Below are 21,346 nucleotides of genomic sequence, written 5' to 3' on the forward strand. Positions count from 1 at the left end.
ATGTTTCAGACGGCCTTTGCGACCGTCTGACTGATAAGGATGACCACTGAAGCCTTTGCCGCATTCCTGCTGAAGCAGTGGAAAACATTCGACTAACATCATGACGGTGCAGGCCGGAATCGATACCAAATATTCAGACATTTGATTTAAAAAAAATTTCGGACAAATACAGATTTCGATTTGTGCGCCAACGACATTAACCGATTGCTGTTACATTGAAAAAGCATTTGGCAAAATGCCATTGATGCTCATCGGGGCAAACGGCTATGGCAGCGGCATGCTGCAATAAAACATTCAACAAACCGTCACAAAAGCCCGGTTTTGTCATATTCACGTCACACGGGCACGCTATGCTTGTCACGCTGATGCAGACACAGTAAAGTTTGAAAAAACACATGGAGAAACAGAATATGGCAAAAGTGCGTGTGCTGGTTGTCGAAGATGAAGAATCGATTCAGGCGCTGATCCGTTTCACGCTGGAGCAGGCCGGTTTTGACGTGGTCTCGGCACTCAGCGTGGAAGAAGCAAAACCGCAGTTGGCAGCAGCGCTGCCCGATGTGGTGCTGCTCGACTGGATGTTGCCCGGCCAGTCCGGCGTGCAGCTGGCCAAACAGCTTCGGCAAGACGAGCGCAGTAAAGAATTGCCGATTATCCTCTTAACCGCCCGCAGTGAAGATGCCGACAAAGAAACCGGCCTGAATCAAGGCGCCGACGATTATCTGACCAAGCCTTTTTCGCCGCGCGAACTGGTGGCCCGCATCAACGCCCTGTTGCGCCGCCGTGCGCCGCAAAAAACCAGCGAAACCATCGATATCAAAGGCCTGGTGCTCAATCCTGCCGAACAGCGGGTATACGGCAACGGGCAGGCAGTCAATTTCGGCCCTACCGAATTCAAACTGCTGCATTTCTTCATGACCCATCCCGAGCGGGTATACAGCCGCCGCCAACTGCTGGATTTGGTGTGGGGCGATCACGTGTTTGTAGAAGAGCGCACGGTTGATGTGCACATTCGCCGTTTGCGCCGCGCCCTCGAACCGACCGGATTCGACCGCTTTATTCAAACCGTGCGTGGTGCCGGATACCGTTTCTCGCATCAAGAGGCCGCCTGAACATGAGCTTTGTGTGGCGGCATATATTGGCAGGCATGTTTCTCAGCGCCGTGATGGCGCTGTTTGGTTATGCTGCGCGCGGCATCACCGGTGCATTGGCGGTGTTGGTGCTGTGCCTGGCTGTTTGGCTGATTTGGCAGTTTCGCTACATTATCAAGCTGGCCGGCTGGCTGGAGTCGCCGAAAATCAGCGCCATGCCGCAAGTTAAAGGCATGTGGGCCAATATTTTCGATACCTTGTTGTTGCAGGCCAAAAGCCGCAAAAAGCGCAAACAAAAATTAGGCGCTGCCTTACAGCGTTTTTACCGTGCCGCGGAAGTGATACCTAACGGCATTTTGGTGTTGGATAAAAACGGCCGTATCAGCTGGATGAACGGTTTGGCTGTCGAACACCTCAACCTTGATCCGCACAACGATTGGGAAAGCATTTTACGCAATGTGGTGCGCCGCCCTGAATTTCTCGATTTTCTCAACCGCCCGCTGGAAGGCACGTTGGAAATCCGCTTCAACATACCGAAAAACGGCGGCATTACCGAGCGCGCTTTGTTGGTCACACGGGCGCCTTTTCAAACTGATGAAGAGCTTTTGATTACCCACGATATCACCGAAGCAGAAAGGCTCAACAGCACGCGCACGGCTTTTGTGGCCAATGTGTCGCACGAATTGCGCACGCCGCTCACGGTGATCAGCGGTTTTCTGGAAACACTGGCCGACACTCCCAATCTGCCGCCGGAGCAAACCCGGCAGTTTATCGGCATGATGCAGAAAGAAAGCGCCCGTATGCAGACGCTGCTGGCCGATTTGCTGACCCTGTCGCGGCTGGAATCGGGGCGCAGTAGCGAGCACACGCCGGTGGATTTGTCGGCGCTGGCCCAATTGCTGGCGGAAGACGGTGAAACTTTGTCTGCGGGCAAGCACACCATCCGCACTGACATTGCCTCCGATTTATGGATTAACGGCATCTATACCGATTTATACAACGGCTTGAGCAACCTGGTGTTTAATGCCGTTCGCTATACCCCCGCGGGCGGCATCATCGAAATCAGCCTGAAAGCCTTGCCGGCCGATAATTTGTTTATGCTGCTGCCGCTGCGTTTTGCCGTGAAAGACAACGGCCCCGGCATCGCAGCCGAGCATATCCCCCGGCTGACCGAACGGTTTTACCGGGTCGATAAAGGCCGCAGCCGCCAAAGCGGCGGCACCGGCTTGGGGCTGGCGATTGTCAAACATGCGCTGGCCGAGCACGATACGGCATTGGAAATCAGCAGTGAAGTGGGAAAAGGCAGTGAATTTGCCGCCGTGTTCCGGCAGATCGCACCGCCTGCCGGCATTTGAGCGTACGTTTTGAACCTGCTGACTTTGATGAATAAATATCACACCGCTTGAAAATCGTTTTGTTTGATTGGAAAGGCAAAGGCCGTCTGAAACGTGTGGTTTCAGACGGCCTTTGCATGTGTAGGATTTCCATGAGCAGAACCCACGCTATACACCCTATAGGTCAGTTTTTGAATCCGACATTTTTCAGATGGCTGAAATCATTGGGAATCACAAGTTGCGTAGCGCGGGCTTGGTTCACGAATCAGCTATACATTGATCGGCATGAAAATACGCTTGAATGTTTTGAAATGCAGTTTGGTCAATTTCGTGGCAAAGCCCACGAGATCAAGAGGTTTGAGGCCGTCTGAAAGATTGTTTGGGTTAAAATCTTCGCGCTTGCTTGAATCATACTGCTCCGCCGAACCGCTTTGTCGGCTTGCTTGTGTAAATAGTTGTAAGCTGTTGTTATGTATGTATATAACATAAAAAAGGCCGTCTGAAACACCTGTTTTAGGTTTCAGACGGCCTTTGATATCTTTCTTGACGCAATTAAAGCATCATTAGCGTACTTGGCTGCCGATAACGCCGCCCAAAGCCGCGCCGCCCAGAGTTGAGCCGGTGTCGCCGCCGATCAGGTTGCCGGCCACGCCGCCGACTACGGCGCCGGTAGCGGTGTTGCGTTGGGACGTGCTCATGCTTTCACATGCGCTCAGTGAGCCGGCAACGGCAAGCAGGGCGAGGGTTTTGACAATCATTGATTTCATATCTGGTCTCCGGATAGTGGTTGGAACAAGAATGCGCTTTCAGTATGGCATAAATCGCACATCATGCGTATATTGATGCGGGTAAAGACTGTTAAAACTGAGAAAAAGTTCCGGAAGGCCTGATTATGACTGCTTATGCCGTTGCCCATATCGTGCATTTGTTTTGTGCCGTTGCTTTTGTCGGCGGCGTGTTTTTTGAAACCCTGGTGCTGTCGGTTATCCATACCAAACGGGTATCGCGTGAGGCGCGCCGTGAAGTGGAAAAAGCGCTTTCCTACCGCGCCACCCGTGTAATGCCGTGGATTGTCGGCGGCTTGTTTTTATCCGGCTTGACGATGGCGCACCGCTATGCGGCCGCTTTTGCCCATCCGTTTGCCAATGCGTTTAACACCCAGCTTTGCCTGAAAGTGCTGCTGGCGGTGAGCGTGTTGGGGCATTTTATGATTGCGGTAACGAAAATGCGCCGCGGCACCTTGACGGCGGGCTGGTCGAAATACATCCACCTGGCCGTGTTGCTGCATATGATTTTGATTGTATTGTTGGCAAAAACCATGTTTTATGTGGGCTGGTAAATGCAACGATTTGGTTTTTTTAACGCAGCAGATGTGCTTTTAGCGCAAAAAAGATGATGATATATGAATGGTCAGGACGCCCTAGTGTCATGAATGTAAAACAAAATCCATACTCGGTTGATTTATCAGCGCTAATTTTGATTAATGATTTTGCTGTGTTTGCCCGATGCTGTAAATATGCTTTAATTGTGGCCGAATTGTGACGAAAAATCGGCAATTCAAGCCAAAATACATAAAATACCAAACAGCAGGAAACAGATTATTCATGTCGGAAGCCTTGAATTTAAAATCATTGGGAGAGGCCGTGAAACGACAACGGTTGTCGTTACAGGCAGCCGATGTGGGTTTGCCCGAAGTCGGCAGCCGCCGTGGCGGCTTGAGCCAGCAGGAAGTGGCTGTGCTCAGCGGTGTCAGCACACGTTGGCTGGCGCGTTTGGAGCAGGGTTTGTTTAAAGAGGATGATGTCGAGCTTTTGCGCCGGGTGTTGAACACGCTTTGTTTTAATGCCGAAGAGCAAGATGCGTTATTACGCCAGGCCGGCTGGCAGCCGCAATCGTGGGGTGAAGTGCCGCAGCAGCAGTTGCAAAAATATCTGCAAAAATTGCTCGACGGCATCGATCATCCGGCTTATGTGGTCGATCATTTGTGGAACCGGGTATGCTGGAACAAAAGCGCTGCCCGCCTGTTTACCCATTGGCTCGGCAAGCAGGTGCAGCACACCAGTTTTATTGATTATCTGCTGCTCGATCCGCACAGCCGCTTGTTTATCCAAAATTGGGAAAAACATGTGGTGCTGTGGTTGGGGCGGTTTTTCAACAATATTCGCCCTTATCAGGATCATGAAAGCGTGGTGCAGTTTGTTGATGAACACTGCCGCATCAGCCCCGTGTTTGAGCGTTTGTGCAATAAACGCCGCCATAAGCGCACCAGCAAAATCGGCTTGCGTTATGTTTTTCATACGGCCAAAGGCGACCGCGCATTCGGCCGCATGTCGTTTCCCGTGCCGGATACGCCTGGTTGGGAAATGGTGGTGTGGCTGCCGGCCGCCGATAAAAAAACAGCGCCGGCACCGGCGCCGGAAAAATATGCCGATGCACCGCAGGGTGGGCAGGAGCCCCCCTCCATTGCCGGTGACGGGTTGCCGTAAACCGGATAATTTTGCCGGGTGTGCCGCTATGGTTTCCAAAGCATTCTGAATGGTCAGGGCACCCTAGGGTGTCCTGACCATTCGATTTACGGGTGCTTTTTGTCCCTGAAAACGCATCTGCTGCGTTAAAAAGCCTCGCAAGATGTCCAATCTTGCTGCGTTTTTTGCCTGGCATCTGCATTTCCAGGAACAAAAATCCCCTCATAAACGAATGGTCAGGACACCCTAGGCCGTCTGAAAGCCGTGCCGGGTGTTTTGCTAAAACCATGGCGCTCGGGTAGAATAAACCGCTTGTCTGTTACCGGCCGCTGTTGCCGCATCTTAATTAATAGGAATTTCTTCATGCCAGCTCATCCTTCTGTTGGGTCGCCGTTATTTTACGGCGTCTTTTTTATTGCCGTGCTGGTGATGATCGGCATTGATATGTGGGCGCTGAAAAAAAACGGCGCGCACAAGGTGAGCGTGAAAGAAGCGCTGGCCTGGACCTGTATCTGGGTAGCGGTATCGTGCGCGTTTGCAGGCTGGCTGTATTGGGAATTGGGGCACAACCAGGCTTACGGTCATGCGGTGGCTTCGCAAAAAGTGTTGGAATTTTTTACCGGCTATGTTTTGGAAAAATCGCTGGCAGTGGATAATATCTTTGTGTTTTTAATGATATTTTCCTATTTTAAAGTGCCGCCGCAATATCAGCACCGGGTGTTGCTGTATGGGGTGTTGGGTGCGATTGCGCTGCGTACGCTGATGATTTTTGTGGGTGCGGTGCTGGTGCGCGAATTTGAGTGGATTTTGTATGTTTTCGGCGCTTTCCTGCTCTATACCGGTGTGAAAATGATTAAATCGCACGATGAGGAAGCCGCCGAAGATTTGTCGCAAAACAAGATGTTGGTGTGGCTGAAAAAGCGCATTCCCGTCAGCAGCGGTTTCAACGGCGAAAAGTTTTTTACCATAGAAAACGGCAAACGCATCGCCACACCGCTGTTGTTGGTGTTGGTGATGATTGAGTTGAGCGATGTGGTGTTTGCGGTAGACAGCATTCCCGCTGTGTTTGCGGTAACTACCGACCCCTTTATCGTGCTCACTTCCAATATATTCGCCATTCTCGGCCTGAGGGCGATGTATTTTCTGCTGGCCGATATTGCCGACCGGTTTGTGTTTCTGAAATTCGGCTTGGCATTTGTATTGAGCTTTATCGGCTTGAAAATGCTGGTGATGAAATGGGTGCATGTGCCTGTTGGTATTTCGCTGTCGGTGGTGTTTGGGGCGCTGGGGGTGTCGGTGCTGATTTCGCTGATGTACAACCGGCGGATGCGGAACGGCCATGATGGCGGGAATAGCGGTGATTGGTCGGTTTAACGGTGATAAATATTGACTAAGGCCGTCCGAAAACAGGTTTCAGACGGCCTTAGTCAATATTTGCCGAATAATACCCATTCATAAAAGCAAGCTGGCAAGTTAGATTGCTGTTGTAAATGGGTATCTCAATCCGGTATCAGTCAGACGGCCTCTGCGGCTTCCACAAAGCTTACGCCGTTCAGTTGCGACGCCAGCACGGCTTTGCGCATGGCCGACAAGGCTTTGGGGCGGACAAAATTGCGGCGGTAGGCCAACACAACACGGCGGTGGGGCACGGAGCCTTCAAACGGAATGATGCTGAACAGCATATGGTCGTTTTCGGTAAGCGCGGTAGCCGGCAGTACGCTGATGGCCAAGCCGCTGGCCACCATATGGCGGATGGTGTTGATGGAGCTGCCCTGCAAGGTGTTGGTAAGGCCGAGGATTTTCTGCTTCGATGCCAACTCGGAGCAGCTGTCGAGCACTTGGTCGCGCATGCAGTTGCCCTCGGTGAGCAGCAACACCTGTTCTTCGGCCAGACATTGCGGCGTGACCGCATCCAGCTCTTCAAAATGATGGCCTTTGGGCACAATCACGAAAAACGGCTCGTCATAAAGCGGCTCGGTTACCACGCCCGGCTCGTGGTAAGGCTCTGCCACCACTACGGCATCCAAATCGCCGCGTTTGAGTGATTCGGTCAGCACGTGGGTGTAGTTTTCTTCCAGCATCAGCGGCATTTTCGGCGCAATATCACGCAGCGATACAATCAGCTTGGGCAGCAGATAGGGGGCAACGGTGAAAATCAGGCCGAGTTTGAACGCGCCTTCAAGCTCGTTTTGCTCTTCATTGGCCAAATGCTTGATTAAGTCGGCTTCTTCCAGCACCCGCCGCGCCTGCGCCACAATGCGCTCGCCGGCATCGGTGGTAATCACTTCGTTGCTGCTGCGGTCAAACAGCGATACCGACAATTCTTCTTCCAGCTTTTTGATGGCGATGGAAAGGGTCGGCTGGCTGACAAAACAACGTTGCGCGGCGCGGCCGAAATGGCGCTCCTGTGCCACGGCAACGATGTAACGCAATTCGGTCAGGGTCATGATTCAAACCTTTTTCTGTTCGGGCAGGGTAATGTTGAGCTCCAGCATATCCACGCCGTCTTGCCTTTCTTGCGAAATGCGGATGTCGTCCATAGAAACGTGCACATATTTGGACAGCACTTCCAGCAATTCTTTTTGCAGGGTCGGCAGATAATCGGGGCCTTGGGCTTTCACGCGCTCTTGGGCAATGATGATTTGCAGGCGGTCGCGGGCCACTTCGGCGGTTTTGGTTTTTTTACCAAACAATAAATCAATCAGCGACATGGCTCAACCTCCGAACAAACGTTTTAAAAAGCCTTTTTTCTCGGCTTCAAGGAAACGCATTTCGCGGTTTTCGCCCAACAGGCGCGCGATAACGTCTTTATAGGCTTCGGCAGCCACCGCATCGTTTTGGTGGATAACCGGCGAGCCTGAGTTGGATGCCTGCAACACGTTTTGCGATTCGGGAATCACGCCGATGAGGGGAATGCGCAAAATATCGCAGATATCCTGCACCGACAGCATTTCGCCTTTTTCCACCCGTTCGGGCGAGTAGCGGGTAATCAGCAGATGCTCTTTCACACTTTCGCCTTGCTCGGCCTTGCGGCTTTTGCTTTGCAAAATGCCCAAGATGCGGTCGGAATCGCGTACGCTGGAAACTTCGGGGTTGGTGGTAACGATGGCTTCGTCGGCAAAATAAAGCGCCATCAGCGCACCTTGCTCAATGCCGGCCGGCGAATCGCAAATCACGTATTCGAAGCCCATTTCTTCGGTGAGCGTTTTCAGGATTTTTTCCACACCCTCGCGCGAAAGTGCATCTTTATCGCGGGTTTGCGAAGCGGGCAGAATAAAGAGCTGGTCGCAGTGTTTGTCTTTAATCAGCGCCTGGTTGAGGGTGGCTTCGCCCTGAATCACATTAATCAGGTCGTATACCACGCGGCGTTCGCAGCCCATAATCAGGTCGAGGTTGCGCAGACCCACGTCGAAATCAATAACGGCGGTTTTGTGGCCGCGCAGCGCGAGGCCTGAAGCGATGCTGGCGCTGGTGGTGGTTTTGCCCACGCCGCCTTTGCCTGAGGTGATTACAATGATTTTTGCCACGTTGTTTCCTTTTCTCTGTAAAACGAATTACTCGGCATCGATTGCACTGATGACCAAACGGTCTTCCTGCAAAGAGACCTGCACCGGTTTTTTATGCAGATGAGCCGGCAGGTCTTGCTCGAAGTTGCGGTAAATGCCGGCCACAGATACCAGCTCGGCCTGCATCGAATGAATAAAAATACGCGCTTTGCGGTTGCCTTCTGCGCCGGCCAGCGCCCGCCCGCGCATGGGGCCGTAAACATGAATGTTGCCGTCGGCAATGATTTCCGCGCCTTCGCTTACCATGCCGGTAACGATTAAATCGGCGTTTTCGGCATAGACTTGCTGACCGGTGCGGATGGGGGTGTTCACAAACACCGTCGGCCCGCTGATAACGGTGGCCTGCACTGCTTCGGCACGGGGCGGCTCCGGCTCCGGTAATGACGGAGCGGGCGCATCGGCCGTGTTTTTGTCGCGGGGGCTGAACGCAAGATTGTGGGCTGCGGCAGAGGCGGCCCAGGCTTCATTGCTGTGGCGCAGGCCGATGATTTTCAGGCCGTGGCGGGCAAACAGAGCGGTAATGGCGCCGATGTCGAGCGCTTCGGGGTGCTCGAAAGCTTGCACATCCAGCAGAAACGGCATACAGGCAAATGCTTGATATTGGTTGATGCGCTGCTGCAAAAGGCTTTCCAGTGCCGGCAGCTCCGAGGTGTGCAGGTGCACCGCCAAGGCATCGAGCCGCGCAGATTTCACATCAAAAGCAGGTTTCATACCGTGTTCGTACCATAAAAAAATTCAATAAGCGAAGTTTACCGTGTTAATCTAACCTATTCAATCCATTGAGGCCGTCTGAAATGAAAAAAACCTTTCATATCGTGGGCGCGGGCAAGGTAGGGCAAACGCTGGCGCAGCTGCTGCACCGGCAGGGCGCCCGCTTGGTTGCGGTCAGCGGCGGGCGGGATGCTGCTGTATTGGCAGACCGCTGCGGCGGGGTATTCGTTCCCCATATTGCAGCTTTACCGCCGGCCGAGATGATTTTGATTACCCCGCCCGATAATGTGATTGCTGAGGTTGCGGCTGAACTTGCGGTTTTGCCGTGGCTGAGCGGCGAGACGCTGGCGGTGCATTGCAGCGGTGCCAAAAGTGTGGCGGTGCTGGCCTCTTTGGCTGCGCGGGGCGTGCGCACGGGCAGCCTGCATCCGGTGTTTGCTTTTGCTGATGTGCAGGCGGCGGTGGCGGCTTTGCCGGGGCAGTTGTGCGCATTGGAGGCGGAGCCGGCGGCGATGGATGATTTGCGCGAAATCGCCGCCGCTTTGGGTTTGCGTGCGTTTACGCTGCCGTCGGCCAGCAAGGCGCGTTATCATGCGGCTTTGTCGGCAGCGTCTAATTTTTCGGTAGTGCTGGCTGCGTTTGCGCAACAATTGCTGCAACCGTTGGCGTTGCCGGAGGCGTTGTCGCGCGAGCTGGTGTCGGCGCTGATGCGGCAGAGTGTCGACAATCTGGCCGCGCTGACTCCGGCGCAGGCGTTGACTGGCCCGATTGTGCGCGGCGACGACAGCACGGTAGCGGCACATTTGGCGGCTTTGGATGCCGCTGAACGGGCGCAATACTGCACATGGGCTTTGGCGGCGCTGGCGCTGGCGGCGGGGCGTGTGGATGAAGCGGCAGCGGAGCGGCTGGCGGCATTACTTGAGGCCGTCTGAAAGATTTGAGCATGGGTTTCAGACGGCCTCGGATTGGTCAATGGCAAGGCCGGGCACCCCGGCATGAGGCATGTGTGGGCGGTTGTTGAATCTAAACGCACAAACCGACACGGTTTTTGTTAAAATACACCCTTTTGGCTTCGGGTAACGCGCTTGAGGCCTGTTTTGGATTATGTCAAATACACAACAATACAACACGCAGGTCAAACGCCATCTGAAAACCCGCCATCTTTCCATGATTGCCATCGGCGGCTGTATCGGCACCGGCCTGTTTATGGCTAGCGGCACGGCAATCAGCGATGCCGGCCCCGGCGGGGCGCTGCTGGCTTATGCGGCTATCGGGCTGATGGTTTATTTTTTGATGACCTCGCTCGGTGAAATGGCGACTTATCTGCCCACTTCAGGCTCGTTCAGCACGTATGCCGCCCGTTTTGTCGACCCTTCGCTGGGTTTCGCGCTGGGCTGGAATTATTGGTTTAACTGGGTGATTACGGTGGCTGCCGATATTTCGATTGCCGCGTTGGTGATTACTTATTGGGAGCCGATGCGCTTTATGCCGCCCTGGGCGTGGAGTTTGTTGTTTTTCGGGATGATTTTTCTGCTCAACACCTTGTCGGTTAAGGCCTACGGCGAATCGGAATATTGGTTTGCACTGGTTAAGGTGATTACCGTGATTGTGTTTCTCGGCGTGGGGGTGCTGACGATTTTCGGCATTCTCGGCGGCGAATACATCGGCATGAGCAATATGACCTTGGGCGAAGCGCCGTTTTTGGGCGAAGGCTGGTCGGGCAGGTTTCTCACCATTTTAGGGGTGTTTTTGATTGCGGGTTTCTCGTTTCAGGGCACCGAGCTTATCGGGATTACTGCCGGCGAATCGGCCAACCCGCAAGAGAGTATTCCGCGCGCCATCAAGCAGGTGTTTTGGCGGATTTTGATTTTCTATATTTTGGCGATTTTGGTGATCGGCCTGCTGATTCCTTATAACAGCCCGCAGCTTTTGGGCGCGGATGTGAGCGAAATTGCCAAATCGCCGTTTACGCTGGTGTTTGAAAAAGCCGGGCTGGCTTTTGCGGCAGCGGTGATGAACGCGGTGATTCTGACCTCGATTTTATCGGCGGGCAATTCGGGTATGTATGCTTCTACCCGCATGCTCTACGCCATGGGCAAAGACGGCCTGGCTTATCAAAGCTTTGCCCGTACCAGCATCAGCGGCGTGCCGGTGTATGCGTTGCTGGCAACCGCTGCGGTGGTGGTGGCGATTTTTCTGTTGCAGCTGACCAGCGAGGGCACTTACGAATACATCGTGGCCGCCTCCGGCCTGACCGGCTTTATTGCTTGGCTGGGCATTGCGGTCAGCCATTACCGCTTCCGCCGCGCTTATCTGGCGCAGGGTAAAGATTTAAACGATTTGGTTTACCGCGCCAAATGGTTTCCTTTCGGCCCCTTGCTGGCGTTGGCGCTGTGTATTCTGGTGATTATCGGGCAGGATACCGAATTGGTGCTCAAAGGCGATTTAGACTGGAACCGCTTGGTGATTACCTATATGGGTTTGCCGGTGTTTGTTGGTTTTTATCTTTACCACAAGCTGCGCTACCGCACCCGCAAAGTGCCGTTGCAGCAGGTAGATTTGAGCCGGGATCATGATTGACCGCCGTTGGGTTAGGCCCCAAGCCGGTCGGCCGCATGTGTGTGTATTGCCCTTGGTTTGCCCGGCATGATGATGAAATATAGGTTGTCAGGCCGTCTGAAACAGTAATGCTTTCAGATGGCCTTAGGGTGTCCTGAACATTCGATTTACGGGTGCTTTTGGGCCCTGAAAACGCATCTACTTACGTTAAAAATACTCGCAAGATATCTAATCTTGCTGCGTTTTTTGCCTGGCATCTGCATTTTCAGGAACAAAAATCCCGCCATAAACGAATTGTCAGGACACCCTAGGTTTGTGCGATAATGGCAGCCATCCATTTAACCGGCCAAGCCGTCATGATTTCCAATTGCCTGATGCGTGTGATTGTGTGGAGTGTGATTGCCCGCGCTGCCTGTCGCGGCGGCTTTGCTGTTTTCCGAAATATTGAAAACCCGTTGCGATACGGGTTTTTTTACGGATATTGAAAGGAGGCGCCATGCCCAATCCGCTCTATCGACAAAACGTGATTTCTGTGGCCGATTTATCCACCGGGCAGCTTGAGCTGTTGCTGCACACCGCACTCAAGCTCAAGGCTGCGCCGCGTGATGATCTGCTGAAGGGCAAGCTGATCGGCTCGTGTTTTTTCGAGCCCTCCACACGGACACGCCTGTCGTTTGAAACCGCTGTGCAGCGTTTGGGCGGCAAGGTTATCGGTTTTGCCGACGGCGCCAACACCAGTGCCAAAAAAGGCGAAACGCTGGCCGACACCGCACGCATCATTTCCAGCTACACCGATGCCATCATTCAGCGCCACCCCAAAGACGGCGCCGCGCGGGTGTTGGCCGAATTTTCGGATGTGCCGGTGATTAACGCCGGCGACGGCACCAACCAGCACCCGAGCCAAACCCTGCTTGATTTGGTAACCATTTACGAAACCCAAGGCACCTTGAATCGATTGAAAATCGCCATGTGCGGTGACTTGAAATACGGCCGCACCGTGCATTCGCTGGCGCAGGCGCTCAAACGTTGGGGCTGCGAATTTGCCTTTGTGTCGCCGCCGAGCCTGGCGATGCCCGACTACATCACCGAAGAGCTGGACGAAGCCGGCTGCGCCTATCAGGTGCTGCCCACGCTTGAAGCGGCGGTAGAATGGGCTGATATCCTCTATATGACCCGCGTGCAGCGCGAGCGCTTTGACGAGCAGGAGTTCGCCAAAATCCAAGGCCGTTTCAACCTTGATGCCGCCATGCTGGCTCATGCCAAAAACAACCTGCGCATTCTGCACCCGCTGCCGCGTGTAGACGAAATCCACCCCGATGTCGATGCCACACCTTATGCCTATTATTTCCAGCAGGCCACCAACGGCGTGTATGCGCGGCAGGCGATTTTGTCTTTGATTTTAAACGAAGAAGTATGAGGAGCGCGTGATGGCACAAAAACAATACAGTGTAGAAGCGATTCAAAACGGCACCGTCATCGACCATATCCCCGCCGGCAAAGGCCTGGCGATTTTGCGCCAATTTAAGCTGCTGCATTACGGCAATGCCGTAACCGTCGGTTTCAACCTGCCCAGCAAAACCCAGGGCAGTAAGGATATTGTGAAAATTTCCGGTGTGCATCTCGATGAAAAAGCCGCCAACCGCCTGGCCTTATTTGCGCCCGAAGCCACCGTGAATGTGATTGAAGACTTTCGGGTGGTGCAGAAAATGCAGCTCAAACTGCCCGACACCATCAGCGAAGTATTGCGCTGCCCCAACAGCAATTGCGCCAGCCACGGCGAGCCGGTGAAAAGCCGCTTTTACGTGCGCGGGCAGGGCAGCCAAACCAAGCTCAAATGCCATTATTGCGAAAAAACCTTTCCGCGCGATTTTGTGGCCGAGGCATAATCAGTCGATGAGCGATGGCAGCAGGGGGCGAAATCTGGGTTGATCCAGCGCAAAGGCCGTCTGAACAGGGGGCGAAACCTGGGTTGATCCAGCGGCAAAGGCCGTCTGAACAGGGTTTATGCCCATTCGCCAAAACAAGCTCACGGCGCTGACCCGCCTGAGCCCGAAGATAAGGGGGTGCTGGGGCGTCCTGACCATTCATATATCAGCATCTTTTTGGCGCTAAAAGCACATCTGCTACGTTTTTTGCCTTGCATCTGTACTTTTATCACAAAAAATCTGAGTCATTATGAATGGTCAGGACACCCTAAGGCGCTGAAGTGGCTAAGTCAACAGCTCCGCAAGTGTTTACCGTCTTCGATTCGCCGCCTGATCAGCTTAGCTTGTGTGAATCGGTTTCAGACGGCACCGGCTTGGCTTTCGGCAGGTATTGCCGCACACTGAACCTCATATCAACGGAAAAACCATGTCCGATTCATTGCAACGCCTGTTCACCCCGGTTTTATACATCCTGATTTTCTTTGCCGGTTTTATCACTGCCGCCATCTGGCTGGCGCCCGGCTATTATCTGGAAAACCTGCCGGCCACCGTGGGCGCCCTTGCCGCTGTGGCGCTGGTGTGGCTGGCTTATGTGTTTGCCGGGCTTTCATTGCGGCACCGCCGCCGCGAAAGCGCACGCTTGGCTGCCTTGCAGCAGGAAAACGTGCGCCCGGTGCTGCACGCCGTGTTGCGCCCCGCCGCCGATGCGCCGCACTTGGTCGAGCTGGCGGTGTCGAACCACGGCAAAGGCAGCGCCCGGCAGGTGCGCTTGAGTATTGAGGCCGTGGCCGCCACACCCGCCACCGCGGCGGTGCTTGCCTGCTTGCAGCCCTTGAGTGCGGTTTCAGACGGCCTCGATGTATTGGCAGCCGGCGAAAGCTATGGCGGCGTGTTTGCCGATTTTGAAACCCTGGCCGCGCATGCCGCCCCCGCCCCGTTTAACGGCATCATTAAAGTGGTGGCCGAATATAGCGATATTTTCGACAACCCCTGCGCCACCGAGAGCGTGCTGGATATGGCCGCCTTGGCCGCCTTGCAGCCGGCGGCTCATGCAGCTGCACGCAAGCCGCGCAAAAAATTATTGTATTGATGCGGTGGCACAGCAGGCCGTCTGCAACCCGATTAACGAAAGGATAAACCATGATTTCCCTTACCACCATCATCATGGCCGCGGTGTTTACCGTGATTTTGCTGCTGGTTAGCCTGTTTGTGCCCAACCCGATTACCTGGGTAATGACGCTGATATTGGGCGCGCTGCTGTACTTCGTTTTGTGGCCGCAATACCAAGGCCAGCAGCAAGCCGTGCGCCAAGGCGTGGAAATACAGGCGGCGGTGCAGGAAGTGCGGCATTGGAACCGCAAGCAGAGCGACACCACCGTCGACCGCTACGAAATCATCGCCGTCGCACCCAACCCGAATACCGGCAATATCCAGCAGTTCGTCAGCCCGCCGATGGCCGAAGACCCCGCGCCGTATGTGGGCGACAGCGTCAAAGTAACGGTAGATTGGTCAAACCCGAAAGCATATGTGATGGACGTATCGTTTTTGCCGTTTAAGGTGGAATAGATATTGAGATATCCAAGGCCGTCTGAAAGCATTTAAACTTTCAGACGGCCTTGGTTATGAATGTGCTTTATCGGCAGATACTGCTTGCTATCGGTTTTTCAGTTTCATGGGGTGAAAAGGGTGGAAAATGGTAATGAGCCTATTTTTATAGCGGATGCTGTCCATATATTCAGCAATATCATAAGGCAGATAATCGGCATTGCCGAGATTGCGGCGGTTTTCTGCCACAGCTTCGCGCAACAACATGAGGTGCTCATCAAGTTTGCTGTCGCAATCTCCACCTTCTGCAGGCACGATAATGAGGCGGAATACAGTGCCCTGAGGGTAGGCCGGATTATTTTTTGCTATTTCCTGCGCCTGCAACAACAACCATTCTTTCGCAGTTTTTCCGGTTTTTAGATATTCGCCGGTGCATATCTGCATCAGCCCCCCCATGGAGCCGAAATAAATATCGGCACGCGCACTCAGCGGTACATATAATATAAATGAAACCACGGCTATTTTGATAAGATTCATGGGCTGTTTTTCAGTTAAAGATGCTCAATGTGGTGAGCGGGTTTTAAAGTGTCAACTTATCTGCTCAAGCATTAATGATTAACATTTTTGCGGTTTTGGCGTGGGCGGGTTTCCATCGAATACATCCAGATTAACACTGTCGTCCATATAGTGAAATGTGACTGCTGCATCTGCTTTTCGAGTAGTTACTTCCCCATTGCTATTGATGGAGGTAGATTGTTGTATTGTGGCTAACGGGTGAGTGGTATTTATTCCTGCTAAGCGCCATTCGAAAGGAATGGCTAGATGGATGATGCTATTGACGATTTTTTTGGCGCAGTATCGATCCTGCATGCCATAAACAAAATCATGAGTATCCATCCATGTACCCAATCCATTTTGATAAGACTTTGCTGAAACCCAATCGCTTCGGCCATGTGGGTAACGGCCATGTGGCCTACCATTTCCTTCTGCTAATAAACCTGTTCCTCCGTAGCTAAAACTTTCGAGTTCGCTAATTTGTACTTTTTGAAAGTTGACACTGGCTGGAAGCAAATAGAAATAAGCTAAAAATCCAGCATCCAGTATTTTATTTACATGGAAATCTTTAATCTTTTCTATTTTTAAACCATCCGGTTGAATAATAGAAAACTTCATGCTGCTTCTCTTATTGTTATTATGGGCCGTCACTGTGACAGTGCCCGCCTTGTCGGTGGCAATTAAATGAATCGCGTATTCATCCTGGTTGCCTACCGTCACTAAGCTGGAAGACACCGTCCAGCGGACAGGTATATCAGATTCGACCGTAAAGCCTTCTCCTACGCCGATGGTCGTACGGGAAGGATTAGGCTGCTCGTCGGTAGTAGATGTCAATATTGGTTTTTGGGGTGGTTCGTCTATTGCCTCTTCTTGATGAGTTTGTATCACGCAATCGGACGTGGGGTAAGCGATGCAGGTCAGAATAAAGCCCTGGAGAATTTGTTCTTCATCTAAAAATGAGCCATCATTCTGTGATACCGTACCGGAAATCAATCGTCCGGTACAGGAACTGCATGATCCTGCTCGGCAAGAGTAAGGTAACTCAATACCTTCAGCCTCTGCGGCATCTAAAATGTAAGTGTCAGATGGGCAATCAATATGATGGGTTCCAAATGGTGTCAGTAAGGTAACCTTGTACTTTTCTCCTGCTGATGGCTGGCTAGGTCTTTCTCCAATAACGACTACGGGGGTAAGGTAACTTCATTAGCCATGCTGAATCCTTAAGTTTATAAGTTTAGTAGTCAGTAAGTAATATTGAAATGCAACTGGGTAGAAGAGGTTGTTTTGGATATTTAAAGTAATAAACATTATTTTTTTTAATATTATCTCTTTTTTTGATTGTGGGCAATGGGTGGTTAAATTTAGAGCCGTCTGAAAGCCCCAAGCCTTTCAGACGGCCTCTGCCGTTGCTGCACCACTACTGCACCACGTCTTCCCCATCAGATACCGCCGCCGTTTGATGCAGCCGATACCAGCCGAGCAGCCGCCACACGCACAACAGAGCCACTAAGGGCTGACACAATGCCACGATAAAATAACGCAGGTTGCCGAAAGCCAAGGTGTTGCTGCCGCCGGCAAAGCGGGCAAGTGCCCAGCCCCATTCCCATACGGCGGGCAGGCTGAAGGCCAGCACCGCCAGCAAGCCCAGCGAGCGGAACACGCCGATGGGCAGAATCTGCTGCTGCAATACTGTGCGGTTCAGTTGCAGCAGCACCCAAAGGCCGAAGCCGATGATCAGCATCATGCCGCCGCCGGCGAGCACCTGCAAGCCGCTGAAAGCGATGTCGGGCGACACCGGCAGGCCGTCTTGGGGCGGGGGTGCATAATCGGTGTGGAAGCGTCGGATGATGTTGAGGGCAAAGCCATACACCATGTCGGCCAACACAATCCATACCGGCAGGGAAGTGATGATTCGTTTCATAAAGGTTTGCCGGGAAACCCCGGCGTTGAAAAAAGCATAGTGTAATCATTCGCCGCCGGTTTGAACAGCACTGCTTTCAGACGGCCTCAAAAGGCGCGCGGTGTGGTTTCCAATCGAGGCCGTCTGAACACGAACTCTAAAATAGTTGCCATTAAAGTGTTGACAGTAAAGCGGTTAAAACGTATGTTTGAATCAAACAACTGTTTTAATCATTTTTCGAATAGCCGAGCATATGAGCACAGCCAACCACGACAGCCAAACCATCGCGCGCATTTTGAGCGCTGCCGAAGCCCATTTTGCGCTGCATGGCTTTTTTGCCTCGTCGCTGCGGCAGATTATGCGTGAGGCGCAGGTGAACGTGGCGGCCGCGCATTACCATTTCGGCTCGAAAGAGGCCTTGTTTTTGGCCGTTATCCACCGCCGCATCGCGCCTTTTTTGGAAGATGTGCTGACAATGCTGCAAACGGCGGAGGCGCAGCAGCAAACGCTCACGCCCGAGCATCTGACCGACAGCTTTATCGCTTCGTGTCTGAATCTGGTTAACGCCACCGACGGCAAGGCCGGCACCACTGCCAAGCTGGTGTCGCGACTGATGCTCGACGAATACAAGATTTTCCGCGAGGCGCTGGCACAGGAATTTTCCGAGCTGGCCGACCGCCTGTATGCCGCGTTTGCCCGCGCTTTGCCCGATTTGCCGCCCGAAGCCTGCCGCTGGCGTATGCACTTGGCGCTGAGCACCTTGTTTAACGCCTTTGCCGGCAACGATGTTTTGAAAGCGTTGGCACCCGCCAGCGTGGTAACAGCCAAAAACGCCGAGCAGGTGGCGCGTTATGTGCGGCCGTTTGTGGTGGCGGGGCTGAAAATGCCGCAATAGCGGCGGTGTCCGGCTGCATTCCCGCAGCAGATGCCCGATTTTAGAAGTGATGCAGCGCTTTGCCTGCGTGCAAACCATCAGATTGCGGCTTGCGGCAACCTCAAGTTGCAGGCCATCTGAAACACAAGAAAAACCAACAGGAGAACCAAAAATGTTAAGTCTTATTTTGCTGCTTGTTTTGGTCGGCGTTGCCGCCTATTTCCGCAGCCCCGCCTGGCTGTTGTCGCTGGCTGCCGTTGTCGGCCTCGCGCTCGGCGGTGCGGCTTGGTGGGCGTATATCCCCGTGCTGATTGTGGCGGCGGCCTGCTGCATTCCGCCGCTGCGCGATTTTATTCTCGGCCGCATTTTCGGCCTTTATAAAAAGATTACCCCGGCAATGTCGGAAACCGAAGCCGCCGCCATCGATGCCGGCACGGTGTGGTGGGACGGCGAGCTGTTTTCGGGCAAACCCGATTTCAGCAAGCTGCAAAACTTTACCACGCCCACACTGAGCGCCGAAGAGCAGGCCTTTATCGACGGGCCGGTGGAAGAGCTCTGTAAAATGCTCGACGATTGGGAAATGCAGCACAAAACCAAAGATTTGCCGCCTGAAGCCTGGCAGTTTATTAAAGACAGCGGCATCTTGGGCATGATTATCAAAAAACAATACGGCGGTTTGGAATTCTCCAACTATGCCCATGCCAAAGTGGTGATGAAAGTCGCCACCCGCGCCGGCAGCGCCGCTGTAACCGTGATGGTGCCCAATTCACTCGGCCCGGGCGAATTGCTGCAACACTACGGCACCGAAGCGCAAAAAGATTACTATCTGCCGCGCCTGGCCAAAGGCCTGGAAATCCCCTGTTTCGCACTTACCAGCCCGCATGCCGGCTCTGATGCGGGCGGCATTCCCGATTTCGGCGTGGTCTGCAAAGGCAGCTACACCGACCCCACCACCGGCGAGCAGCACGATGATGTTTTGGGTATCCGCATTTCATGGGAAAAACGCTGGATTACCCTGGCGCCCGTGGCCACCGTGCTGGGCATGGCGTTTAAAATGTACGACCCCGACGGTTTGCTGGGCGACAAAAAAGACATCGGCATTACCTGCGCGCTGATTCCCACCAGCCATGAAGGCGTAGAAATCGGCCGTCGCCATTACCCCGGCGGCAGCGTGTTTATGAACGGCCCGACTTGGGGCAAAGATGTGTTTATCCCGCTCGACTGGATTATCGGCGGCGTGGAATATGCCGGTAAAGGCTGGCAGATGCTGGTGGAATGCCTCTCAGTGGGCCGCTGCATTTCGCTGCCCGCCAACTCGGTGGCCGCAGGCAAAATGGCCGGTTACACCACCGCGCTGTATGCCCGCATCCGCGACCAGTTCGGCTTGCCCATCGGCAAATTCGAAGGTGTCGACGAAGCCCTTTCGCGCATCGGCATGTATACCTACCAAATGGAAGCCTCGCAGGATTTGGCGCTTACCGCGCTCGACAACGGCGAGAAGCCCAGCGTGATTTCGGCGATTTTGAAATACCACAACACCGAACGCATGCGCAAAACGCTTAACGATGCGATGGACATCCACGGCGGCCGTGCCGTGGTATTGGGGCCGCGTAACTACCTGGCCGCCGCTTATCAGGCGATTCCGGTGGCGATTACCGTAGAAGGCGCGAATATCCTCACCCGCAGCATGATGATCTTCGGGCAGGGCGCGATTCGTTGTCATCCTTTCGTGTTAAAAGAAATGCGTGCCGCGGCGGATAACGATGCCAAAGCGTTTAAACAAGCATTTGGCGGCCATCTGCACTTCGCCTTTACCAATGCCTTCCGCAGTTTCTGGCTCTCGCTCACCAACGGCGTGTTTGCCGGCGCACCCAAAAACAGCAAAGCCACCGCCCGCTATTACCGCCAAATGACGCGTCTGGCCGCCAACTTTGCGCTGGTTGCCGACATGAGCATGTTCAGCCTCGGCGGCAGCCTCAAGTTTAAAGAAAAACTGTCGGCGCGCTTGGGCGACATCTTGTCGAACCTGTTTATCGCCAGCGCCGTGCTGAAACGCTTTGAAAGCCAAGGCAGCCAGAAAGAAGACGAAGCCGTGATGCGCTATGCCGCCGAACAAGCCCTGTTTGATGCACAAACCGCACTCGACGGCCTGTTGCGCAACCTGCCGATGCGCCCGCTGGCGTGGCTGCTGCGCGTGCTTACTATGCCGCTGGGTCACAACATCAACGCACCTGCCGACAAACTGGCGAGCAAAGTGGCCGACGATATGATGAAAAACGAAGGCATGTTGGCGCGCCTCTCCAAAGGTATGTTTGTGCCCGATAACGAAGACGAAGCCATCGGTCTGCTGCCCGTTGCCCACGCCGCCGTGATTGCCGCCGAGCCGGCCGAGAAAAAACTGCGCAACCTCACCCGCAAAGGCAAGCTGGTGCAGCCCTCACCCGCCCTGCGCCTGCAAGAAGCGCTGGATAACGGCGACATCACCCAGCAAGAGTTCGACCTGGTTACCCGTGGTCGCCAACTCAAGCGCAATGTGATTATGGTCGACGATTTCGACATGCAGCTTGAGCAGCATGATGAAAAACTGCTCGAACGCCACGTGTTTTAATCATTATCAGGCAGCAAATGTTTCAGACGGCCTCCATCTTATTTAAGAGGCCGTCTGAAACACCCAGCAGAAAATAAAGACCAAGCAGCTTGCTTATGCAGGAAAATCAGCAGCTAAGCGGAAGTCGGGCAGCATTGCAGAGAAATACATTCAAAAACAAATAAAAATTAAAGTAATGATTCCATAAACGGAGAAATTGTTTTATAACGTTACTTC

Annotated in this window: 21 protein-coding genes; 13 read left to right on the top strand and 8 right to left on the bottom strand. The window is 53.5% G+C overall.

Features of this window, described 5'->3' with window-relative positions; genetic code table 11:
* Positions 1 to 410: 410 nt before the first annotated feature.
* Together phoB and phoR are read left to right on the top strand one after the other, a co-directional pair.
* Positions 411 to 1,109 (top strand): phosphate regulon transcriptional regulator PhoB, encoded by a 699-nt coding sequence (gene phoB, locus LVJ83_RS01175; protein WP_244785508.1) that lies wholly within the window; start codon positions 411 to 413, stop codon positions 1,107 to 1,109.
* A gap of 2 nt (positions 1,110 to 1,111) precedes the next feature.
* The gene (gene phoR / locus LVJ83_RS01180) at positions 1,112 to 2,443 is read left to right on the top strand and encodes a phosphate regulon sensor histidine kinase PhoR (protein ID WP_244785510.1); all 1,332 of its coding nucleotides are present in this window, start codon (positions 1,112 to 1,114) and stop codon (positions 2,441 to 2,443) included.
* A 542-nt stretch (positions 2,444 to 2,985) separates the two neighbouring features.
* On the opposite strand, the gene LVJ83_RS01185 is transcribed toward phoR, so the two are convergent.
* Positions 2,986 to 3,189, bottom strand: a complete 204-nt coding sequence (locus LVJ83_RS01185; protein ID WP_244785512.1) for a glycine zipper 2TM domain-containing protein — start codon at positions 3,187 to 3,189, stop codon at positions 2,986 to 2,988.
* 125 nt (positions 3,190 to 3,314) lie between these two features.
* Between LVJ83_RS01185 and LVJ83_RS01190 the strand changes: the two genes are divergently transcribed.
* The 3 genes from LVJ83_RS01190 (at position 3,315) to LVJ83_RS01200 (ending at position 6,261) form a co-directional block, all read left to right on the top strand.
* The gene (locus LVJ83_RS01190; protein WP_244785514.1) at positions 3,315 to 3,761 is read left to right on the top strand and encodes a CopD family copper resistance protein; all 447 of its coding nucleotides are present in this window, start codon (positions 3,315 to 3,317) and stop codon (positions 3,759 to 3,761) included.
* Between the two features lie 304 nt (positions 3,762 to 4,065).
* Entirely contained in the window at positions 4,066 to 4,908 is an 843-nt protein-coding gene (locus LVJ83_RS01195) for a helix-turn-helix transcriptional regulator (protein ID WP_244785516.1), read from the top strand.
* 342 nt (positions 4,909 to 5,250) lie between these two features.
* Positions 5,251 to 6,261 (top strand): TerC family protein, encoded by a 1,011-nt coding sequence (locus LVJ83_RS01200; protein WP_244785518.1) that lies wholly within the window; start codon positions 5,251 to 5,253, stop codon positions 6,259 to 6,261.
* A gap of 140 nt (positions 6,262 to 6,401) precedes the next feature.
* Here the strand turns inward: LVJ83_RS01200 and LVJ83_RS01205 are convergent, their stop codons facing one another.
* The 4 genes from LVJ83_RS01205 to minC are packed head-to-tail and all read right to left on the bottom strand — an operon-like array spanning position 6,402 to position 9,164.
* A complete protein-coding gene (locus LVJ83_RS01205; RefSeq protein ID WP_244785520.1) occupies positions 6,402 to 7,334 on the bottom strand; it encodes a hydrogen peroxide-inducible genes activator in 933 nt (310 codons plus the stop codon).
* A 3-nt stretch (positions 7,335 to 7,337) separates the two neighbouring features.
* Positions 7,338 to 7,598 carry a cell division topological specificity factor MinE gene (gene minE / locus LVJ83_RS01210; protein ID WP_244785522.1) on the bottom strand — a complete coding sequence of 87 codons (261 nt, stop codon included), beginning with the start codon at positions 7,596 to 7,598 and terminating at the stop codon, positions 7,338 to 7,340.
* A 3-nt stretch (positions 7,599 to 7,601) separates the two neighbouring features.
* Complete coding sequence (gene minD / locus LVJ83_RS01215; RefSeq protein WP_244785524.1) at positions 7,602 to 8,414, bottom strand: septum site-determining protein MinD; 813 nt, start codon at positions 8,412 to 8,414, stop codon at positions 7,602 to 7,604.
* A 27-nt stretch (positions 8,415 to 8,441) separates the two neighbouring features.
* Positions 8,442 to 9,164, bottom strand: coding sequence for a septum site-determining protein MinC (gene minC / locus LVJ83_RS01220; protein ID WP_244785526.1), 723 nt, complete (start codon positions 9,162 to 9,164; stop codon positions 8,442 to 8,444).
* Between the two features lie 83 nt (positions 9,165 to 9,247).
* Between minC and LVJ83_RS01225 the strand changes: the two genes are divergently transcribed.
* The 6 genes from LVJ83_RS01225 (at position 9,248) to LVJ83_RS01250 (ending at position 15,214) form a co-directional block, all read left to right on the top strand.
* Complete coding sequence (locus tag LVJ83_RS01225; protein ID WP_244785528.1) at positions 9,248 to 10,096, top strand: Rossmann-like and DUF2520 domain-containing protein; 849 nt, start codon at positions 9,248 to 9,250, stop codon at positions 10,094 to 10,096.
* Positions 10,097 to 10,268: 172 nt separating this feature from the next.
* Positions 10,269 to 11,744 (top strand): amino acid permease, encoded by a 1,476-nt coding sequence (locus LVJ83_RS01230; protein WP_280515219.1) that lies wholly within the window; start codon positions 10,269 to 10,271, stop codon positions 11,742 to 11,744.
* A 475-nt stretch (positions 11,745 to 12,219) separates the two neighbouring features.
* On the top strand, positions 12,220 to 13,140 hold the full coding sequence (gene pyrB, locus LVJ83_RS01235) for an aspartate carbamoyltransferase (RefSeq protein WP_244785530.1): 921 nt from the start codon (positions 12,220 to 12,222) through the stop codon (positions 13,138 to 13,140).
* 10 nt (positions 13,141 to 13,150) lie between these two features.
* Positions 13,151 to 13,609: an aspartate carbamoyltransferase regulatory subunit gene (gene pyrI / locus LVJ83_RS01240; protein ID WP_244785532.1), complete on the top strand. Its 459-nt coding sequence runs from the start codon at positions 13,151 to 13,153 to the stop codon at positions 13,607 to 13,609.
* Between the two features lie 466 nt (positions 13,610 to 14,075).
* Positions 14,076 to 14,738 (top strand): hypothetical protein, encoded by a 663-nt coding sequence (locus LVJ83_RS01245; RefSeq protein WP_244785534.1) that lies wholly within the window; start codon positions 14,076 to 14,078, stop codon positions 14,736 to 14,738.
* Between the two features lie 50 nt (positions 14,739 to 14,788).
* Entirely contained in the window at positions 14,789 to 15,214 is a 426-nt protein-coding gene (locus LVJ83_RS01250) for a hypothetical protein (RefSeq protein WP_244785536.1), read from the top strand.
* 87 nt (positions 15,215 to 15,301) lie between these two features.
* Here the strand turns inward: LVJ83_RS01250 and LVJ83_RS01255 are convergent, their stop codons facing one another.
* The 3 genes from LVJ83_RS01255 to LVJ83_RS01265 all read right to left on the bottom strand — a co-directional run bounded on the left by LVJ83_RS01255 (position 15,302) and on the right by LVJ83_RS01265 (position 17,669).
* A complete protein-coding gene (locus LVJ83_RS01255) occupies positions 15,302 to 15,730 on the bottom strand; it encodes a hypothetical protein (protein WP_244785538.1) in 429 nt (142 codons plus the stop codon).
* 78 nt (positions 15,731 to 15,808) lie between these two features.
* Complete coding sequence (locus LVJ83_RS13555; protein ID WP_280515230.1) at positions 15,809 to 16,924, bottom strand: 2Fe-2S iron-sulfur cluster-binding protein; 1,116 nt, start codon at positions 16,922 to 16,924, stop codon at positions 15,809 to 15,811.
* A 241-nt stretch (positions 16,925 to 17,165) separates the two neighbouring features.
* Entirely contained in the window at positions 17,166 to 17,669 is a 504-nt protein-coding gene (locus tag LVJ83_RS01265; protein WP_244785540.1) for a hypothetical protein, read from the bottom strand.
* A 232-nt stretch (positions 17,670 to 17,901) separates the two neighbouring features.
* Here LVJ83_RS01265 and LVJ83_RS01270 point away from each other — a divergent pair, with 232 nt between their 5' ends.
* Both LVJ83_RS01270 and LVJ83_RS01275 read left to right on the top strand, forming a co-directional pair.
* Entirely contained in the window at positions 17,902 to 18,543 is a 642-nt protein-coding gene (locus LVJ83_RS01270) for a TetR/AcrR family transcriptional regulator (protein ID WP_244785542.1), read from the top strand.
* A 151-nt stretch (positions 18,544 to 18,694) separates the two neighbouring features.
* Positions 18,695 to 21,130 carry an acyl-CoA dehydrogenase gene (locus tag LVJ83_RS01275; RefSeq protein ID WP_244785544.1) on the top strand — a complete coding sequence of 812 codons (2,436 nt, stop codon included), beginning with the start codon at positions 18,695 to 18,697 and terminating at the stop codon, positions 21,128 to 21,130.
* Positions 21,131 to 21,346 lie beyond the last annotated feature (216 nt).

It is taken from the genome of Uruburuella testudinis (genome assembly GCF_022870865.1).
Lineage (GTDB): Bacteria > Pseudomonadota > Gammaproteobacteria > Burkholderiales > Neisseriaceae > Neisseria > Neisseria testudinis.